Origin of the sequence: Cyclobacterium sp. 1_MG-2023 (assembly GCF_030546805.1) — a bacterium.
Lineage (GTDB): Bacteria > Bacteroidota > Bacteroidia > Cytophagales > Cyclobacteriaceae > Cyclobacterium.
This window is the reverse complement of the sequence record NZ_JAUOPC010000003.1, coordinates 396821-415695: the sequence shown is the minus strand read 5'-3', so window position 1 is coordinate 415695 and position 18875 is coordinate 396821. Positions and strand designations below refer to the sequence as shown.

General features: G+C 36.0%; 16 protein-coding genes and 1 tRNA gene. 11 read left to right on the top strand and 6 right to left on the bottom strand.

Features of this window, described 5'->3' with window-relative positions; all coding sequences use genetic code 11:
• The first annotated feature begins 202 nt into the window (after positions 1-202).
• From Q4534_RS06195 to Q4534_RS06170, 6 genes are all read left to right on the top strand, one after another.
• The gene (locus Q4534_RS06195) at positions 203-559 is read left to right on the top strand and encodes a BlaI/MecI/CopY family transcriptional regulator (RefSeq protein WP_303612299.1); all 357 of its coding nucleotides are present in this window, start codon (positions 203-205) and stop codon (positions 557-559) included.
• 3 nt (positions 560-562) lie between these two features.
• Positions 563-1915, top strand: coding sequence for a M56 family metallopeptidase (locus Q4534_RS06190; RefSeq protein ID WP_303612298.1), 1353 nt, complete (start codon positions 563-565; stop codon positions 1913-1915).
• 173 nt (positions 1916-2088) lie between these two features.
• Positions 2089-3378, top strand: a complete 1290-nt coding sequence (tyrS, locus tag Q4534_RS06185) for a tyrosine--tRNA ligase (protein ID WP_303612297.1) — start codon at positions 2089-2091, stop codon at positions 3376-3378.
• A 43-nt stretch (positions 3379-3421) separates the two neighbouring features.
• Complete coding sequence (locus Q4534_RS06180; protein ID WP_303612296.1) at positions 3422-4120, top strand: TetR/AcrR family transcriptional regulator; 699 nt, start codon at positions 3422-3424, stop codon at positions 4118-4120.
• A gap of 104 nt (positions 4121-4224) precedes the next feature.
• The gene (locus tag Q4534_RS06175; protein ID WP_303612295.1) at positions 4225-4440 is read left to right on the top strand and encodes a hypothetical protein; all 216 of its coding nucleotides are present in this window, start codon (positions 4225-4227) and stop codon (positions 4438-4440) included.
• Positions 4441-4708: 268 nt separating this feature from the next.
• A complete protein-coding gene (locus tag Q4534_RS06170) occupies positions 4709-5476 on the top strand; it encodes an SDR family NAD(P)-dependent oxidoreductase (protein WP_303612294.1) in 768 nt (255 codons plus the stop codon).
• 226 nt (positions 5477-5702) lie between these two features.
• Here Q4534_RS06170 and Q4534_RS06165 read toward each other — a convergent pair whose 3' ends face one another.
• The 5 genes from Q4534_RS06165 to Q4534_RS06145 all read right to left on the bottom strand — a co-directional run bounded on the left by Q4534_RS06165 (position 5703) and on the right by Q4534_RS06145 (position 10046).
• Positions 5703-6638 carry a YihY/virulence factor BrkB family protein gene (locus Q4534_RS06165; protein ID WP_303612293.1) on the bottom strand — a complete coding sequence of 312 codons (936 nt, stop codon included), beginning with the start codon at positions 6636-6638 and terminating at the stop codon, positions 5703-5705.
• Positions 6639-6935: 297 nt separating this feature from the next.
• Complete coding sequence (locus Q4534_RS06160) at positions 6936-7493, bottom strand: 1-acyl-sn-glycerol-3-phosphate acyltransferase (RefSeq protein WP_303612292.1); 558 nt, start codon at positions 7491-7493, stop codon at positions 6936-6938.
• Positions 7494-7496: 3 nt separating this feature from the next.
• Entirely contained in the window at positions 7497-8294 is a 798-nt protein-coding gene (locus tag Q4534_RS06155; protein WP_303612291.1) for a patatin-like phospholipase family protein, read from the bottom strand.
• Positions 8295-8356: 62 nt separating this feature from the next.
• Positions 8357-9304, bottom strand: coding sequence for an acetyl-CoA carboxylase carboxyltransferase subunit alpha (locus tag Q4534_RS06150; RefSeq protein ID WP_303612290.1), 948 nt, complete (start codon positions 9302-9304; stop codon positions 8357-8359).
• Positions 9305-9392: 88 nt separating this feature from the next.
• Entirely contained in the window at positions 9393-10046 is a 654-nt protein-coding gene (locus tag Q4534_RS06145) for an ABC transporter ATP-binding protein (RefSeq protein WP_303612289.1), read from the bottom strand.
• 253 nt (positions 10047-10299) lie between these two features.
• Between Q4534_RS06145 and sucC the strand changes: the two genes are divergently transcribed.
• Together sucC and Q4534_RS06135 are read left to right on the top strand one after the other, a co-directional pair.
• On the top strand, positions 10300-11514 hold the full coding sequence (sucC, locus tag Q4534_RS06140) for an ADP-forming succinate--CoA ligase subunit beta (RefSeq protein WP_303612288.1): 1215 nt from the start codon (positions 10300-10302) through the stop codon (positions 11512-11514).
• Between the two features lie 36 nt (positions 11515-11550).
• A tRNA-Arg gene (locus tag Q4534_RS06135) sits at positions 11551-11624 on the top strand.
• 457 nt (positions 11625-12081) lie between these two features.
• On the opposite strand, the gene Q4534_RS06130 is transcribed toward Q4534_RS06135, so the two are convergent.
• Positions 12082-12501: a transposase gene (locus Q4534_RS06130; protein ID WP_303612287.1), complete on the bottom strand. Its 420-nt coding sequence runs from the start codon at positions 12499-12501 to the stop codon at positions 12082-12084.
• Positions 12502-13134: 633 nt separating this feature from the next.
• Between Q4534_RS06130 and Q4534_RS06125 the strand changes: the two genes are divergently transcribed.
• The 3 genes from Q4534_RS06125 to Q4534_RS06115 all read left to right on the top strand — a co-directional run bounded on the left by Q4534_RS06125 (position 13135) and on the right by Q4534_RS06115 (position 18873).
• On the top strand, positions 13135-15477 hold the full coding sequence (locus tag Q4534_RS06125; RefSeq protein WP_303612286.1) for a M56 family metallopeptidase: 2343 nt from the start codon (positions 13135-13137) through the stop codon (positions 15475-15477).
• 123 nt (positions 15478-15600) lie between these two features.
• Entirely contained in the window at positions 15601-16809 is a 1209-nt protein-coding gene (locus tag Q4534_RS06120; protein WP_303612285.1) for an acetylxylan esterase, read from the top strand.
• Positions 16810-17292: 483 nt separating this feature from the next.
• A complete protein-coding gene (locus tag Q4534_RS06115; protein ID WP_303612284.1) occupies positions 17293-18873 on the top strand; it encodes a hypothetical protein in 1581 nt (526 codons plus the stop codon).
• The last annotated feature ends 2 nt before the right edge of the window (positions 18874-18875 follow it).

Genomic DNA, 18875 nt, shown 5'->3' with positions numbered 1-18875 from the left:
AATTTAATTTCATTCTTTGGGATTTCCAACTGAGCAAATTTTGAGGAAAAAAGAAACTGCATCAATATTAGCATCCCTTTTCAAAACCAATTCAAATACGAATTATTGTTTTTTGTTTAATTTATTAGTTATAAAACTGATATATCAATTGGTAAACTGGAAAACCCGTTGTATCTTTATAAGACATTAATTACCAGTTAGAATGGAGAAATTAACTAAAAAGGAAGAAGAATTAATGCAAATACTTTGGGAACTAAAGAAAGGATTTGTGAAGGACATTGTAGCCAAATATCAGGAGCCAAAACCTCATTATAACACAGTTTCTTCCCTAATCAGGGTTTTGCAAGAAAAAGGAATAGTAGGCTTTCATGCTTATGGAAATACCTACGAATATTTCCCTCTGCTTAGGAAGGAAGCTTATCGAAAAATATACATGAAGGAAATTGTAAGCAATTATTTTGACAATTCATTCTCCAATGCTGTTGCAGCTTTTGTAAAAGAAGAGCAACTGGATGATAAAGAAGTGAAAGAATTGATCAAATTAATCCAATCTAAATAAACTATGGAAGCTCTTTTTGTATATCTATTAAAGGTATCGATCTCTACTGTTGTAATGTACCTCTTTTATCATCTAATGCTAAGGAGGAATAAACAATTTGCATTTAACCGGATCTTCTTGCTACTAATTCTCCCACTCGCTCATATCATCCCATGGATACAAATACCTGTAAGAGAAGAACTTTCAGCAACTACTGTACATATTAGCGGGATCAATTCCATTTCTTCAAATTCAAGTGAAATAATTCAGCAAACAAGCCCTAGCGAAACCATCAATTGGATCTTCCTATTAGCTCTAATTTATAGTATTGGAATAATTATTTGTCTTACAAGATTTGTTTTAAGTTACTATCAGGCATTTAAGCTTTGCAAAACAGCCGAAAAGCAGCAGGTAGAGGGACAAACGGTCTATTTATCCGAAAAAAATATTCGGGCTTTTACCTTCATTGATAAAATCATCATTGGGAGAAATATCCTCAGGCACCCTGATATTAAAATGGTGATTGACCATGAAAAGGTGCACCTTAAGGAGAAACATTTCATCTATTTATTTATGATTGAATTGCTATCTGCCTTCCAATGGTTTAATCCTGCTACTCATATCCTTAATAAAGCCATAAGGTTAAACCTCGAATACCAAGTCGATGCCAAAGTGGTGCAAAAATCTAATATGAAACAATACCAAATGGCATTGATCTCTATGGTAAGTGGTCGAATGGTCTTACCTCAGTTTACAGAGCTTAATTCTAATAACCTCAAAAACCGAATACTCATGATGAAATCTCCAAATAACTCGAAATTTTCTAGCATTAGAAAATTAGCCATATTTCCTATTCTATTGCTCTTACTTGCAAGCTTATCTGAAAAAACTCCTGCATTTAAAGCAGCTGCAGGTTATGAAAACACCTTGATGGCATCAGAAAATGCATTAATCAAAGAAAAATCATCTAATAATGAGATTGCAACAATAGATGATTTAACCAGATATTTTTCCAGATCGCTAAAGTACCCCAAAGAAGCGAGAAAATTTGGCCAAGTTGGATCGGTAACTTTATATTTCAAAATAAATAACAACGGTAAGATGACAGGTGTTTATGAGACACAACCTTCTGGTCAAGTTTATTATTACCCCTTTGGTAGCTTAAAACGTGACCCATTTAAATACAAAGATATTGTAGTCGTCGGCTACGGGAACAATCCTTTAACAAACCCCATTTTAATTAATGAATCAAACCATCACTCAAGACTGTATGAAGAATGCAAAAGAGTAATCAATGATCTTCCTAGACTGAACATTGAAGAATTGAAAGGCAAAACGGTTGAAATTGAATTTCAATTTAAATTAAAATTGAAATAAATTTCTGTGGGGAAATTTATGAAGGCTATTTTGAATAAAACAAAAACACTTTTCCTAATTCTTTAAACTTTCTGTTTAAAAATGACCTTCAATTAAATTAATAAATCCTTTTCATTCCTTCCTTTTATCAGGATGCCTTATATTTGCGGACGCATAATAAAAAGCAGAGTTGAATGAATGATTTTATAGCTGAATTAAAGTGGCGTGGCATGATCCAAGACATGACCGCAGGATTAGAAGAACATATACAAAAAGGGCAAGCAGCAGCCTATCTTGGTTTTGATCCAACGGCAGATTCACTTCATATAGGCCACTTAGTAGGTGTAATGACCTTACTCCATTTTCAGCGCTCAGGACACCAACCACTTGCGCTTATTGGTGGGGCTACAGGAATGATTGGAGATCCATCTTTTAAGTCGGCAGAGAGAAACCTTTTAGACAAGGCTACTTTGGATCAAAATATTGCCGGTATCCGAAAGCAGTTGGAGAAATTCTTAGATTTTGATGCAGAAGCTTCTAATAAAGCTGTATTGGTAAACAATTACGATTGGATGTCTGAATTCTCATTTCTAGAGTTTATTAGGGATGTGGGTAAATACATTACGGTCAATTATATGATGGCCAAAGACTCGGTAAAAAGAAGGCTTGAAGAAGGAAATGGCCTGTCTTTCACAGAGTTCACCTATCAATTGATCCAAGGGTATGATTTTTATTACCTATGGAAAAACAAAGGATGTAGCATACAATTGGGTGGCTCTGATCAGTGGGGTAACATTGTAACCGGAACTGAGTTAATCAGGAAAAAAGAAGGTGGCGAGGCATTTGCACTAACTGTTCCACTAATTACCAAAGCTGATGGCACCAAGTTTGGTAAAACTGAAGGAGGTAGTGTATGGTTAGATCCGGAAAAAACATCACCCTATGCCTTTTACCAATTTTGGCTGAATGTATCTGATGAAGATGCGTCAAAATACATCCGAATTTTTACTACCCTGGATAGGGAAACGATAGAGAATTTAGAAAAGGAACACCTTGAAGCGCCACATCTTCGTGCCTTGCAAAAAGCCTTGGCAAAAGACATCACGATTTTAGTTCATAGTGAAATGGATTATGAGATAGCAGTAAAAGCTTCAAATATATTATTTGGAAAGTCTTCCTTAGAAGATTTATCTACATTGGATGAGCGTACATTCCTCCAGGTTTTTGATGGAGTTGATGTCATTGAAATGGATCACGCTTCTTTTGATAACGCCGAAAGCGCCCTTGATTTATTGACATTGGACCAAACCATCTTTAAATCTAAAGGAGAAGCAAGAAAAATGATTCAAGGAGGAGGGGTATCTATTAATAAGCAAAAAATAGAAAACCCAAGCAATAAAGTGGAAACCTCTTTACTCCAGGATCAATACCTGTTGGTACAAAAAGGAAAGAAAAAATATTTTATTATCAAGGTACTTTCATAAGAATTAAAATCGGGTCTGGCAATTAACAGGCACAGTATAGCATATGGGCGTTTACGAAAGACAGCAAAAAGAGAAAAAAATCCTTGAATCCGCCATCGTTTTGTTTGGTGAAAAAGGTCTCCATGCCACAAAAGTCGAAGACGTAGCTAAAAAGGCTAAAATAAGTAAAGGTCTTGTTTATTTTTACTATAAAAGTAAGGAAGACCTTTACATGGCCATTACAAAAAAAGGGATCGAGGAATTAAAAGAGGTCTTTAATAAATCTTTTGGCAAGGGAAAAGACAAAACTGGTATTGAGGTGATGACTGATTTGGTCAATGGGTATTTTCTGTTTGTGCAGGAAAAGAAAGTATTCCATGATGCCATTCTCTATTTTTTATCTGTATTGGAATTGTATCAACAAGATTCAGAAAAAGTAAACCCTTTGCTTTTAGAAAGTCAATATTTTAACAAGCTTCTTCAAAACCATAATGATATTGCAAAAATTGGTATTAAAGCGATATCTCAAGGTATAAAAGACGGTAGCATGCGCCCCGATTTACAAGCAGACAGCACCTTCTATACCATCTGGAGTATGTTAATAGGATATTGTAGGTTATCCGGATCAGTTAACCTTGAGCCAAATGATATCAAAATCAATGCAGAAAGTTGGAAAAATGGTTTCAACAAAATACTTTTTGAGATTCTAAAAGGAACAAATAACCCTGTGAAATCTCAACCGGTACAAGGTAATCTTTTCTAATATTGAAATTATTTTTTTGTAGGTTAAAGCACCCAACATCCGACGGATGTATACTTTAGGCATTGTTATTGTTCTATTATGTACAATAAACTAAAGAAAATACTATGGATTTATTAATAGGAGCTTTAACAATCGTAGCCATTGTAATTGCAATATTTTTACTTTACAACAAAATATTCAAAACCAAAAAACTCAATGGTGATACAGAACAAGAAATTTCAGCCAAAGAGGTATTGGGTAAAGAGGTAAGAAATATTGAAAAAGATCAAGAAGGCGAACCTGAGAAAAAGGGTTTTAAAACACGTGAAAACCATTCTTAATTAAACCTTCCTGCAATTATTAGAGTGAAATATATTGAGGCCTTCCCAAACTATATTTAACTCAAGTTTTATTGTAGGTCTACCATTTATTAGCTAGGATGATCATAAAATTGATTAGTCCTATGATTAAACTTGTGATTTTTCTTCCTTAAAATCACCCTCTATGTTTAAAAACAAAGAACTAAGGAAATAAAATTCTGTTGGATAATTCGGGTTTAAATTTTAAATTTGGATAGACACAATTTTGACTTCCTAAAACAAAAATTATATGGATTTAAGCTCACTATTTTCACTGCATGGAAAAGTCGCTATTATTACGGGCGCAAGTAGTGGCATTGGTTTTTCAATCGCCCATTTTTTTGCTGCGGCAGGAGCTAAGGTGGTGATAAATAGTAGAAACCAAGAAAGGCTTGATGAAGCTATTGGCAAGCTCAAAGAAAAGGGATACGTAGCCATGGGTGTGGCCAATAATATTGGTTATGAAGATGATCGTAAAAACTTGATTGAGCAAACAGTCAACAAATATGGTCAGATTGATATATTGGTTAATAATGCTGCTACAAACCCGGTTTATGGAGCCATAGAGGATACCGACCTAGGTGTTTTTGACAAAATCTTGGACGTCAATCTTAAAGCACCCTATGAATTGTCAAAATTAAGCCTACCCTATTTAAAACAGTCTTCTGCTGCCTCTATCATCAATATTAGTTCAATTAGTGCCTTATCGCCTGAAAAAGGCTTAGGACTTTATAGTGTCAGTAAGACTGCGCTAGTCTCTTTAACCAAGGCCTTTGCTAAGGAGTGGGGAGCCTATAATATTCGTGTAAATGCCATATGTCCCGGTTTGATTAAAACCAAGTTTTCAGAAGTCTTATGGTCAAATCAAGAACTTAGGGAGAAGTTTTTGGAAGAACTTCCTTTGAGAAGAATCGGTGAAGAAGGTGAAATTGGTGCCATGGCCTTATTTTTGGCCTCCCAAGCCTCAAGTTATACTACAGGAAGTGTTTTTACTGTGGATGGAGGATTTCAAGCTTAATTTTACACCAAGCCTAAGCTAATCAAACGGAACAGTCAAATAGTCAATTATCGAGAATATTCTAAGTTTTGGAATAAGTCAATAGTAAGAAAGTAAAGGCCATAAAAAACATGTTTTTTATGGCCTTTACTTTCTTATAAAATTTTTACAATCTGTAAAGATTCAAAGTATTTAAATGATTGAAATTAGATCAAGTTGTTTTAAGTACTTGAGGACTCAAATCGTATCATTCACCTTGGTTCTCATCTTCTATTTCTATAATTTTAATCTTAACAGCTTCTTTGACGGGCGTAACATGTCCTCCTATATTCTCAGCAATATAATAAGTCAATTGTGCTCCAAAAAGAAAAATGAGTACAGAGTAATATACCCAAATCAATACTACTACCAATGAACCTGCAGTGCCGTAATAACTACCCACATCTGCATTCCCTATGTACAGACCTATCAAATATTTTCCCAATCCAAATAAAAGCATGGTCACTAATGCACCCAGCCAGACGTCCTTCCATTTTACTTTTGCATCAGGAAGAATCTTATACATTAACCCAAAAACAAGGACAAATATCGATTGTGTGACTAAAAAATTGATTACCGAAGCCCATTTCAATGTACTATTTTCAAAAATACCGGAAAAATAGTTTAACAGAATAACAATAAAAGCATCCGCCAAAAGTGAAACCAAAAGTAAAAACCCTATGGAAGCAACCATTGAAAAACTTAAAAAACGATTCATTAAAAATTTCAATAATCCCTTTTCGGGTTTAGATCGGATATGCCATATATGATTGATACTATTTTGTAAGCTGACGAAGACGGTAGTAGCGGAAAAGATTAAGACCCCTATACCTATAATCCGTGCATACATGGTTTGCCCGGTAATAGATACGTTAGACATAACGTCCTCCAATGTTGTGGCACTTTCAGTTCCCATCATTTTAGAAACCTGTGCCAATAATTCCTCCTTTACTGTATCCTCATTTAAAATTACTGAGGCAATGTTAAGAATTATTATTAACAATGCAGGTAAGGAAAATATCGTATAAAAGGCTGTGGATGCAGCAAAGGTAAAAGAATCATTTTTACCAAAATCCTTTACCCCATCTATTAATATTTCAAATACGGAATACTTTTTTAGCCGTTTTATTTTACTTTTTATCATAGAATTCTTACCTACATTTTTTTCAGAACCTATACCAAAAACCATTCCTTTTTTTAATACAAAGGTCAAATCAACCTTATGTCCCGTTGGTTTACTTTAACAAGTCATGGTATATTTAGCCCTGAAACAGATAATGCTGAGAATAATTAGTTCAACGAATAAAAAAATATAAGTTTCTGGGAGGTGAAAAGTAAAATAAGGGTATTTTAAATAACTATTTTTCAAATCATGATCCAAAGCTAGGCTTGGCCCAATTGATTGAGAAAAAAACTAAAAAAATATAAAAATTGAAATGGCTTACCTAATTCCTTGATCAGGATATTTTCCGGTTATGGTTCTTCCAAAGGCTTTCATTTCCTCCATTTGTTCTTGAAGATTGCCATTTGGCTGAATGACAGGGCCTATACCTGCCAATTTTCTTTTATAGTCCAAAAAGCCAACCACCACAGGCACTTCTGCACCTAGAGCAATATGGTAAAATCCGGACTTCCACCTTGGGGCATAACTCCTGGTACCTTCAGGAGTAACCATCATAACCAATTCATCTGATTCATTCAACATTTGGATCATGGCCTCAGTGTAGGTTTGTTTCCGCTTTCCGATTACCTTTTTCCTATCTATAGGAATTCCTCCCAAAGCTTTGATCAACCAGCCTAAAGGACCCACCATGATTTCCTTTTTAATGGTGAACTTAACCGGTACACCCATCAGATAAAAAGCTGATAATGCGTAGATCAAATCCCAATTACTTGTGTGGGGAATGGCAATCAGTACCGCTTTTTTTAAGCCATCAGGCCATTTTCCAGAGATTTTCCAACCTGAAATCCAAAATATTAATCGGGCAAGTAATTTCATGATTTATTGACTGTTACTATCTTGATTTTTTAATTCAAGTAAAGGTGGATTTTCTTTTAAATATTTTTTACAGAAAAGATAGCCGGTTTCAAAAATCTCAGCTGCTTTTTTAACTTCTAGCACCCCAAACTGAGCCAAACCCGGGGGATCCATAAAGTAGTCACATTGATTTTTTCTGCTGTACACATTATAATTTAATGCCATGATTACCGAACGTTCGATCAGTCCTTTAATATTGGGGGCTTCTTTTAATATGGTTAAATTATTACAATTGACACCAATAAGCGTATCGCATAGACCAATTAATGGCTCTACAGGTAAGTTATTTAAGACTCCCCCATCCACATAAAGCGTATCATTGAGCAATATTGGCTCAAACATTCCGGGTATGCACGAGGAGGCCATTAATCGCTTGATCAATGGACCTTCAGAGAAATACTCGGTTCGACTTTTTTGGAAATTGGTAGCCGTAACAAAAATGGGAATATTTAATGCTGAGAAATCGTCTTCGGGTAAATATTTGGCAAATAAATCCGCCAATAAATCCATTTTCAGTAAGGCTTTAAAACTAATAGAAGGCTTGAAGAATTTGAAATAATTGGTTTGCGTGATGATATTAAAGATTGTTTCCGGCGGGTAACCATGTGCATACAAAGCGGCAACTATGGCCCCCGCACTACTTCCGGAAATATAATCAGGAGATATTCCTTCCTCATTGAGTCCTTGCAATATACCAAGGTGTGCGATTCCTCTCACTCCACCTCCCGACAATGCAATGCCTATTTTATTCTTTCTTTTCAAAATAACAATTAATAGGAAATCAGTTTAAAATATAACCATCAATGATCACTATAACTGCCACTCTACTCTTGGACGATGCCCATAGCACAGAATTTCTCTATTCTTTTTTCAATTCTTTTGTCCACTTTCATTTTGTCAAGCTCCACCAGCGCTTCTTTGATCTTGGCTTTAATTCTAGTAGCCATATCAGACATGTTTCGGTGTGCTCCTCCAAGTGGTTCTTCTATAATCGCATCAACCAAGCCATTGTTTTTCATGTCAGGACCTGTAAGCTTAAGGGCTTCAGCTGCCTGCTCCTTATGATCCCAACTTCTCCAAAGTATAGTGGAGCAATTTTCCGGAGAAATAACAGAATACCAAGAGTTCTCAAGCATCATCACCTTGTCTCCAATGGCAATACCTAATGCTCCCCCGGAAGCTCCTTCTCCTATTATAATACAAATAACAGGAACCTTTAACTTAAACATCTCTCGAAGGTTTTTAGCAATGGCCTCTCCCTGCCCTCTCTCTTCAGCCTCGATACCAGGATAAGCACCGGGAGTATCAATCAAAGTAATGATCGGCTTGTTAAATTTTTCAGCCATTTTCATCAGCCTTAAAGCCTTTCTATAGCCTTCCGGATTGGCCATACCAAAATTCCGTTCCTGACGGAGTTTTGTATTTCTTCCTTTTTGCTGACCAATAAACATGACGGATCTTCCGTCAATATCACCAAGGCCACCAATCATTGCTTTGTCATCCTTAACCGTCCTATCTCCATGTAACTCAATAAAATCATTGGTCATTTCATAGATATAGTCCAAGGCATAAGGTCTATCAGCATGTCTGGAAAGCTGTACCCTTTGCCAGCGGGTAAGGTTTTGAAAAGTTTCTTTTTTTAATATCTGAAGCTTTTCTTCCAAAGATTGAATATCTGAAGACAAGTCTATGTTTTTTTCATTTGCCAACTGAATCATTTCCTGAAGTTTAAGTTCAAGGTCAGCTATAGGCTTTTCAAATTCTAATACCATAAAGTGAAGTTTTGAAGCATCAAAGATAAAAATTAATTTTTGATTACATGACCAACTTTTGTCAAAGATGGTCTTTAATCAAATTATGTTAGCTTATAATTTTACCATCTTTCATGGTTAGCATGCGGTCTGACATCCCTGCCAAGGATTGGTTGTGTGTGACAATTACAAAGGACTGGCCCAATTCATCTCTAAGTTTGAAAAACAACTCGTGCAAAGATTGGGCATTTTCTGTATCTAGGTTTCCACTGGGTTCGTCTGCAAAAATAATATCAGGGTTATTCACCAATGCCCTTGCTACAGCCACCCTTTGCTGCTCACCACCGGATAGTTGCGCAGGCTTATGCCTTAAGCGAGAGGATATGCCTAACAATGCGGCCAATTCATTGGTCCTTTTCTTAAGCTTCTCTTCTGATCTTTTACCAATCAAACCCGGAATCCAAATATTTTCCTCTGCCGTGAACTCAGGCAGTAGGTTATGAAACTGAAAAATGAAGGAAATTTTATCATTCCTGAAACTAGCAAGTTTATCTCCACTTAATTTCAACACGTCAATTCCATCTACCATTAAGGATCCCTCATCTGGTTTGTCCAAGGTTCCTAAAATATGCAACAAGGTACTTTTACCGGCGCCTGAAGCTCCGACTATGGAAACAATCTCCCCTTTTTGAATTGTAACGTCAACCCCTTTCAGGACATGAAGGTCTCCATAATATTTTTGAACTGACTGCGCAACGAACATATAATTGAAAGATAATTTATGTGAGTGTTTGGGACAAACATAGGTGTATTTTAAAATTAATCAAAAATAATATTTCTTTGAGAACTTTTATTTACAACAAGCTCCTTACAGGCTATCGGCTTGATTTCTAATCTTATGAAAAGCAAATATTGGTAAAACAGCAGACAAACATGAAAAGAATCAACAAAAAGCCTTTGCTAAATCTTGAATAATCGGACATTTGACATTAACTTCGGGCAAAAATTTGACCATAATGAATATACACGAATATCAAGCTAAAGAAGTATTAAAATCTTACGGAGTCAAAATTCAAGAAGGGATTGTCGCTGAAAGCCCGGAAGCTGCACTTGAGGCAGCCAAGAAGCTAACAGCAGACACCGGAACTTCTTGGTATGTACTAAAGGCACAAATTCATGCCGGAGGTAGAGGTAAAGGAGAAATTAAAGAAACCGGATCAAGAGGTGTGGTTTTGGCTAAATCGTTAGAAGATGTTCCTGAAAAAGCCAAAGATATATTGAATGGTACACTTGTTACCATCCAAACAGGTGAGGAAGGAAAATTGGTCAAAAAAATCCTAGTTGCTCAGGATGTTTACTATCCGGGCAAATCCGAACCAAAAGAATATTACCTTTCTATCTTGTTGGACAGAGCCACAGGAAGCAACATAATCATGGCTTCTACAGAAGGTGGTGTAAATATTGAAGAGATCGCCGAAAGCACTCCTGAAAAAATCATTAAGGAATGGGTAGATCCAATGTTAGGCATTCAGCCTTACCAAGCAAGAAACGTTGCCTTTAAACTTGGGCTAGAAGGAAATGCATTCAAGGAAATGGTAAAATTCATCATGGCCTTATATGCAGCATATGATGCAAGTGATGCTTCCCAATTTGAGATCAACCCTGTTTTGAAGACATCTGATGACCAAATATTGGCTGTAGATGCCAAGGTTAATTTAGACGACAACGCACTTTATAGAAACAAAGGGCTTGCAGAAATGAGAGACCTTGATGAAGAAGATCCATTTGAAGTAGAAGCAGCAGAATCAGGGCTTAACTATGTGAAGCTTGATGGTAATGTAGGATGTATGGTAAATGGAGCAGGTTTAGCAATGGCCACTATGGACATGATCAAACTATCCGGGGGAGAGCCTGCCAATTTCCTAGATGTAGGAGGCGGAGCCAATGCACAAACCGTTGAAGCGGGTTTTAGAATCATCCTTAAAGACCCTAAAGTAAAAGCGATCCTTATTAATGTTTTTGGAGGTATCGTAAGGTGTGACAGAATTGCATCCGGAGTGGTTGAAGCCTATAAGTCTATTGGTGACATCAGTGTACCAATTATCGTAAGATTACAAGGTACCAACGCTGAAGAAGGTGCAAAAATCATCGATGAGTCCGGACTTAAAGTTACTTCTGCCATTACTTTAAAAGAAGCTGCAGAAAAAGTACAGAATGTGCTTAGTGCTTAATATTTAAAATACAATTGCGGTCTTAACGGCCCGCATGCACCCGTAGTTCAACTGGATAGAATATCGGATTTCGGCTCCGAGGGTTGAGGGTTCGAATCCTTCCGGGTGTACTAAAGGCCTTCTTATGAATCACATAAGGAGGCCTTTTTTCGTTTAGTGGCTTTTTCCGAAAACTCCAATACGTTATTTTTTATTTAAGCAGAAGCAACTGCAAGCTCCACTCTCCCCATACACTTTTATAGAATATTAAAAACCTATCAAATATGGGTAAAATCTTATTTTAATACTGGCATCACAAGAAATTAGCAAAACATATTTTATTTTAAACATGAATTTAAAATTATCAGTAATGTCACAACAAAAAAAGCTCAGATAATGTATCAATGCGATACTTATAACCTGTGATATAATAAAAAATAGCACTTGGTAACTACCAAGTGCTATTGAAATTTATCTAAACAAACAAATGAGTTTGTAAAGAACTAAAAAGATTATATTGATACTAATTTATAAGGAATTAGAAAATTATCTTTTAACCCACTATCAGAGGATCAAATTCTAATTTCCTTATGACTCCTTAATCCATTTAAATAAAGTTTGATAAGTCACACCAGTATCTTTACTGAAATCAGCTTTGGTTTTTCCTTCAGCTTCAGCTTTCTTCCATTCAGCAAGAATTCCTGCTTTTTCTTCAGCAGAATAAGTCCTTCTGCCTCTTGTAGCCGGCTTATCAGCTTTGGCATCTACACCATAGATAAACTGTAAGATACCCATTAATTTGGAGGCCTCGCCTTTAGAGCTTAAACCTAAGCTATCTAAATCGGCAATGGCTGAATCTTTTAGATTTTTTGTTACAAAGGGATGTTTTCCTTTTTTGTGTGCTTCGTCAATGGAATGGAAAATATTTCCATCCGCATCTTCCATATAAACCACAGCATTGGTTTTAGAAAGATCTGAATACTTGTTTAAAAATTCTTGAATAGACATAAAATAATTATTTAGATGATAAATTAAGCGAAGTTACGTTTTATTTCTAATTGTTTTACAAAATCTGTACTGTAAATTCTATTTAATTTTTATATACATTATTAAAACGCATTATAAATATAAATTGTTGTCAAAAACATCCTAAAAGGGTAAAAAAAATATATCACAATGCTCCATAAAACTTAAATTTAGAAAAATATCGTCGACGTTAACGTTTTGGATTTGATTTTAAAGATGGCTTTATAATCAGATGACAAAAATTAAATAGGCGTAAATTTATGATTTAACCTTTTAGGTATTTTTTCAAGTTTATTAGGATTTCTGAAACTAAATCGATAAGTTTAATTGGCTTATTTGAAATATTCCAAATTATCACCCTAATAATGAATTGAATAAGAAGGATGGTTTTTTACAATTCATTCTAATAATTGAAGGTATTTTGAGAGGAACATTAATCAGACCACCTAGAGAAATATAGTGATTGTAAAAAATCAAACAGAATTAATAATCTAATCTGCAAATTATTAAAAACTGAATATGGCTTCAATAATTAACTTCATATGGCAGAGTATTATTTGCCTCTCTTTTTTCTACATTTTTTATTGGGTTTTCCTTAAAGATGAAAAAACCTTTGTGTTTAATAGAGTTTATCTATTGGTCACCCCTTTTCTTGCTGTGGCATTCTCATTAATTGAAATCCCTGTTTCCTTTGAAACCCCTAGTATTTCTTTGGAAAACACAGCTTTTTTAAAGGCATTAGAATTTGACAGTCAAAAAGAAATTGCAGGGGCATATGGGCTTCCTGAAGTAACAGTAACAGGCAGTAGGCTACCAACCTTATGGGATATTAAAGATTATCTGATTTTTGGTTATCTAGTAGTGGTTTTGTTATTATTTGCTAGATTTTACTGGCAATATCTTCAATTAAAAGAAATTCTTAGAAAAGGCTGGTATCAAACTTCATATATACTTAAGGAAAAATATTTCAAGGTTCCAAATTTTGGCCTTACCCCAGTGTTCTCTTATTTTGACAAAGTTTTTTGGGATGATTCACTTCAATTAAGTAATAAAGAAAAGAAACAAATACTCAATCATGAAATTGAACATGTTAAACAAAAACATTCATACGATGTAATTATCTATCAAATATTGAGCAATGTTTTTTGGTTTAACCCCATCATTCACTTGATGAATCGAGCATTGGTTGATTTACATGAATTTCAAGCCGATGCCCGTGTCATCAAAGATGTAGAATTAAAAGATTCCTATCCTAAACTCGTGGCAAGAATGGCTTTTGCAGGACTGGATCTTCCCCTAGGAAGTAATTTTGTTAGCTCAACAACCCTGAGAAGAATTAGGATGATGAAAGCCAATAAGAAAACCAATTGGTTTAAAGTAGCAATGCTTGTTCCATTAACTGTTTTGGTATTTGGTTTGATTTCTATGAAAAGCAACAATAGCATTATTTCTTTTAATAATTATTCAACACTCCCTGTATCTTTTCTAAAAAATCAAATAGAAGCCTTTCAAGATTCAATAGCTGTAGGTATAAAATTAAAAAATATAAAAAACCCTACTCATTATGAGAGTATTGGAAAGCTCCACCAAGAGTCTCTAAATGTACAAGTGGGAGAATTGTCCTATGAATTTACCGGTATTAAAAATCAACAAGAATACATAAAAGTGCTAAACTTGGTGGAAACACTAAGACCTAATTCCAAATTGAATAAAAAATATGAAAACGCATATTCATATCAACTTGCAGATCAGAAACCTGAGCCGAAGGTAGGATGGAATGCCTGGGAGGAATATTTAAGGTCTCAAATTCCGGCAAGACTGATAGATGGGATTCAAATCGATGGGGATTGGGTGGCTTTGGAATTTGTTATTGATAAAGAGGCCAATATTGTAAATGCTTCTATCAAGAAAAGTTTGGGAGAAGAAGTGGATCAATTGCTTCTTACCGCCCTTACCAATGGAAACAGTCCTACTTGGATACCTGGTAAAAAAGACGGTGAAACCGTAGCAGTAGTGGTGAATACCAATATCAAATTAAAGAAATCAAATAATATTAAAACTACCCAAAATGAAGAATTATCAAGACAGGGACTAAACAACAATTCAAAGACATTCCCTGAGAATAGGGGTTTATCGTTTAATGATGACTTAAAATCCGGAGCAATAACCTTAGGTGCTCCTTTTAAAACACATTTGATTGAAAACTTGGTCTTTCCTGAAGATAATATAGCTAAAGGTTTATCCGGAACAACAATCGTCATTCTCAAAACAGATTCTTCTGGAAATATAGAAGGAGTTTCATTTTCCCAAAGAATTGATGGGAGTTTCGAAAAAGAAATTCTTGAAGTTCTTTCTGATTCACCTAACTTACAACCGATATTGCAGAAAAATGAATACCAATTGCATTTACCAATATCCTTTAAAATAAACGGCGCTGGTAGCAGTACAATTGTTCCGAGTTTAAATAATGATTATGGAGATGTTATTCAAATCAATGGTAACTCAACACAGAAGAACCCGATAACAGCGAATATAGAAATTCCTGTCCAAATTATTAAAGAGGGCTTGATCTCATTTAATGGAGTCCTCATGCCCATTAATTCAGGCTTATCAAGATTAATAAAGGCATACACTAGCTTTAATTCCGTGGACCACGAATCGATATTCGTCAATTTTTCTGCCGGAAAAGATATAAAAATGGGTGAAGTTCAAAATGTACAAGCAGCCCTAAGGGAAGTCGGTATAAATAAAATTGTGTTTAAAGCGGCTACCAGCCAGATTTTAAAATCAGCTAAGTCTCCACTTTATATTATTGATGGAATAGTTCATGATTCCCCTTCAATCCCTAACTTTCCTAAAACGGAAAATATAAAAACAATTTCTGTGGTTAATCCAAACCAATTGATTGTCCATGGAGAAAAAGCTAAAAATGGCGCTATCGTAATCACGACCGAGTAATTGCCTACGATAAACAAAACGTCAACAACCGCATTTAAGCCCTATTCAAAGTATAAAACAGCCTGCCTTTTGGTAGGTTTTTTTATATATTGCAGTTATAACAATTAAAAATAAAACATAACAATGATCTACAGATATTTTCTTTACATGTTATTTCTTGCAATGCTTCCTGCATTAACCTTTGCTCAAAAAGAGACCCATAAGGATGAATCAAAAGTTCCTGATTTTTCTATACCGGACCTATTCGTCAATTTAAAAGGACAAGAGATTAAGACCATCCAAGAATGGGAGCAAGTGAGAAGACCTGAAATAGTCAACCTTTTTGAAAACAATGTATATGGCACCGTGCCAAAAGCTATCGATGCCCTAAACTTCAGTGTAGTTAATGAAGATAAAATGGCAATGAATGGTATGGCCACATTGAAGGAAATTGACATAGAGGTAATTTATAGGTCCCAATCAGCAACAATGAGGCTAATCTTGTTCATTCCTAATCAACGGAAAGAATCAGCTCCTGTATTCTTATTAATTAACCACAGGGATCCGGAGAATATAGACCCTACGCGAAAAGTTAAAATGGGTTTTTGGCCTGCTGAAGAAATTGTAAGCCGCGGTTATGCCGCTGCTACCTTTCATGTCAAGGATGTTTCTGATGACGACAAAGTAACTTTCACAGAAGACATTTTAAGTAAATTGTACCCTGAGGAATTAGAAAAAGAAAATGGTATGCGGGGCTTAGGTGCCTGGGCTTGGGGAGCCATGCGGGCCATGGATTATTTTGAAACTAGCCCGGATATCGACGCCAAAAAAGCTGCTGTCATCGGACACTCTAGAGGTGGCAAAGCCTCACTTTGGACCGGAGCATCAGACCCCAGATGGGCCATCACAATTTCTAATGAGTCTGGAGCCGGTGGAGCCGCCATGTCCCGAAGGAAATTTGGAGAAACAGTTGAAAGAATAAACACTGTTTTCCCCTATTGGTTTACAGATAATTTCAATAAATACAATAACAACGAAGCCCTATTGCCAATAGACCAACACATGTTAATTGCAGCCATGGCACCAAGAGCAGTCTATGTGGCCAGTGCATCTGAAGATTTATGGGCAGATCCAAAAGGAGAATACATGTCTTTGCAATTGGGAACTAGGGTATATCGAGAGATCTATAACATGAAGGGAGATTTTCCTAAAGAAATAAATTCGCCGGGAAATCCTGTGCTCCTACCCTATGCCGGACACCACATTCGTGAAGGGAAACATAATCTGACCCCATACGATTGGAACTTATTTATGGATTTTGCGGATAACTACTACGGTTTTTCCAGAAAATAAAAAATCCCCTATTTTCAAATCATAGATTATTAAACATGAGACATTATTTGTTTCTATAACCATTCCTAATTATTCTAGAGCTCAGGAATAATAAGGAATGGTTCATTCTTAGGTAAGGAATAAATGGGAACCAATACTTCTGTGAGCTTGGATATATGGGGATTAGTATTTATTACTTACGTACCAAACTATTCTTATATAATCTGGATTAGTCAGGTTTCAAATAAGTATCTACTTTTTTAATATTGTGTAAAAAAGAAAATAGAAGAATCTTGAAAGTAAATACCAAGGATGATTTTTATTCCTCATCACCAGATAGGTATTGTAACTTTTTTAAATAATCCCTATTTACAGAATCCAACTTCTGATTCCATCGATTTTTAAGTACTTTATTCACCTTTAACTCCCTAATATTTATCTGCTTAGTGTAATAAAACAATGGTCTTTTTTCATTTTTTAAAGTAATTAATTAAAACTGTTTTTATGAATCGTTGGTTAAAATATTCTTTACTAATATTTGCGGGAGTACTGGTATTTTTATTGGTCTTTGGAATGTATCAATTTCGGGACAGGCACAAAGGTTATGACCTGAACCTCTCTTTACAGAATGAAGGAAATGCCGAATTAAGTGCCGGGTTTGCTGTTGCCGATATCAGTCCGGTTGGTTATGATACCTGGCAGGATGTAAATGGTGATGCTGAATACAATGAAGAAGATGGGGATTATTACAACGACCTCAATCAAAATGGTAAATTTGATCCGATTTGGCTGGCCGGGTTTCAACAAAATAGACCTGCATCAGGAATTAATGACCCTTTGTGGGCAAGGTCCATTGTATTGGATGATGGACAAATAAAATTAGGACTTTGTGTCATTGACATGATTGGCTTTGGAAATGATGAAGTAATTTCCTTAAGAAAAAAGATCCTTCAAAAAACGGAACTGGACCACCTGATTATCACCAGCACACATGTGCATTCTTCTCCCGATATGATGGGCATGTGGGGACCGGACCCATTTACCAGGGGGGTGGATGAAAATTATAAAGCCCTTGTTTTTGAGGGCATCACAAGGTCTGTATTGGAAGCCTATAACAACCGAAAATCCGCTTACTTAAAATTTGCCATAAATGAAAGTGATGCCGCTCCTTTGGTTGGAGATACCAGGGCTCCAAAAGTTTATGATGCGGCCATTAGGCTTATGCAGGTAATGCAAAAGGATACTGACAAAACCTTAGGAACAATCATGAACTGGGGCAACCACCCTGAGACGCTCTGGGCAGACAATACCTTAATCAGTTCCGATTTCCCACACTATTGGAGAGAATATATGGAAGAAGGCATTGTTTACAATGATTCTGTTTACCATGAAGGCTTGGGAGGCGTTTCGATTTTTCTTAATGGGGCATTGGGAGGCTTGATGACAACCAGACCTAGTGACCCAGTGGTACACCCCTATTCTCAGGACACCTTAAAGGCTGCTACTGTAGATAAAATTGATGCCCAAGGATTGGCCTTGGCCAAAATTAGTTTTGAAACCATGGCCAAAGGAATGGATACGGTATACCGGAGCAACTTGGCTATCCGTGCCAAGACGGTACCATTGCCTATGACAAATAAATTGTTCAGGTTGGCCTCTTTTATTGGGGTATTTGATAGAGGTTTTATGTCTTGGGGAAATGTAAGGTCTGAAGTAAATGCATGGAAACTAGGCCCTGCTACTTTCGTACATATTCCTGGGGAATTGTACCCGGAAATCCTGAACGGCGGTGTAGAGGCTCCGGAAGGTGCTGATTTCGGCATTGCCCCCGTAGAAGTGCCTGCTATAAAAAGCAAGATGCCCGGCCAATTTAAATTCTTTAGCGGCATGGCCAATGATATGATTGGATATATAGTGCCCAAAAGTCAATGGGATGAAAAGCCTCCTTTCACCTATGGACGAGAGACTGCCCCCTATGGTGAAGTAAATTCCTTGGGGCCCGAAACGGCACCTATCCTTCACAGGGAAACATTAAAACTCTTGGATGATTTATCAAAAACATCAGCTACCTTAGAAAAAAATTAACC

Coding starts and splice junctions, on each gene's coding strand:
- Q4534_RS06120 (WP_303612285.1), top strand. CDS start 15,601: ATGATCTACAGATATTTTCTTTACATGTTATTTCTTGCAATGCTTCCT.
- Q4534_RS06170 (WP_303612294.1), top strand. CDS start 4,709: ATGGATTTAAGCTCACTATTTTCACTGCATGGAAAAGTCGCTATTATT.
- tyrS (WP_303612297.1), top strand. CDS start 2,089: ATGAATGATTTTATAGCTGAATTAAAGTGGCGTGGCATGATCCAAGAC.
- Q4534_RS06145 (WP_303612289.1), bottom strand. CDS start 10,046: ATGTTCGTTGCGCAGTCAGTTCAAAAATATTATGGAGACCTTCATGTC.
- sucC (WP_303612288.1), top strand. CDS start 10,300: ATGAATATACACGAATATCAAGCTAAAGAAGTATTAAAATCTTACGGA.
- Q4534_RS06130 (WP_303612287.1), bottom strand. CDS start 12,501: ATGTCTATTCAAGAATTTTTAAACAAGTATTCAGATCTTTCTAAAACC.
- Q4534_RS06150 (WP_303612290.1), bottom strand. CDS start 9,304: ATGGTATTAGAATTTGAAAAGCCTATAGCTGACCTTGAACTTAAACTT.
- Q4534_RS06190 (WP_303612298.1), top strand. CDS start 563: ATGGAAGCTCTTTTTGTATATCTATTAAAGGTATCGATCTCTACTGTT.
- Q4534_RS06175 (WP_303612295.1), top strand. CDS start 4,225: ATGGATTTATTAATAGGAGCTTTAACAATCGTAGCCATTGTAATTGCA.
- Q4534_RS06195 (WP_303612299.1), top strand. CDS start 203: ATGGAGAAATTAACTAAAAAGGAAGAAGAATTAATGCAAATACTTTGG.
- Q4534_RS06160 (WP_303612292.1), bottom strand. CDS start 7,493: ATGAAATTACTTGCCCGATTAATATTTTGGATTTCAGGTTGGAAAATC.
- Q4534_RS06165 (WP_303612293.1), bottom strand. CDS start 6,638: ATGATAAAAAGTAAAATAAAACGGCTAAAAAAGTATTCCGTATTTGAA.
- Q4534_RS06115 (WP_303612284.1), top strand. CDS start 17,293: ATGAATCGTTGGTTAAAATATTCTTTACTAATATTTGCGGGAGTACTG.
- Q4534_RS06180 (WP_303612296.1), top strand. CDS start 3,422: ATGGGCGTTTACGAAAGACAGCAAAAAGAGAAAAAAATCCTTGAATCC.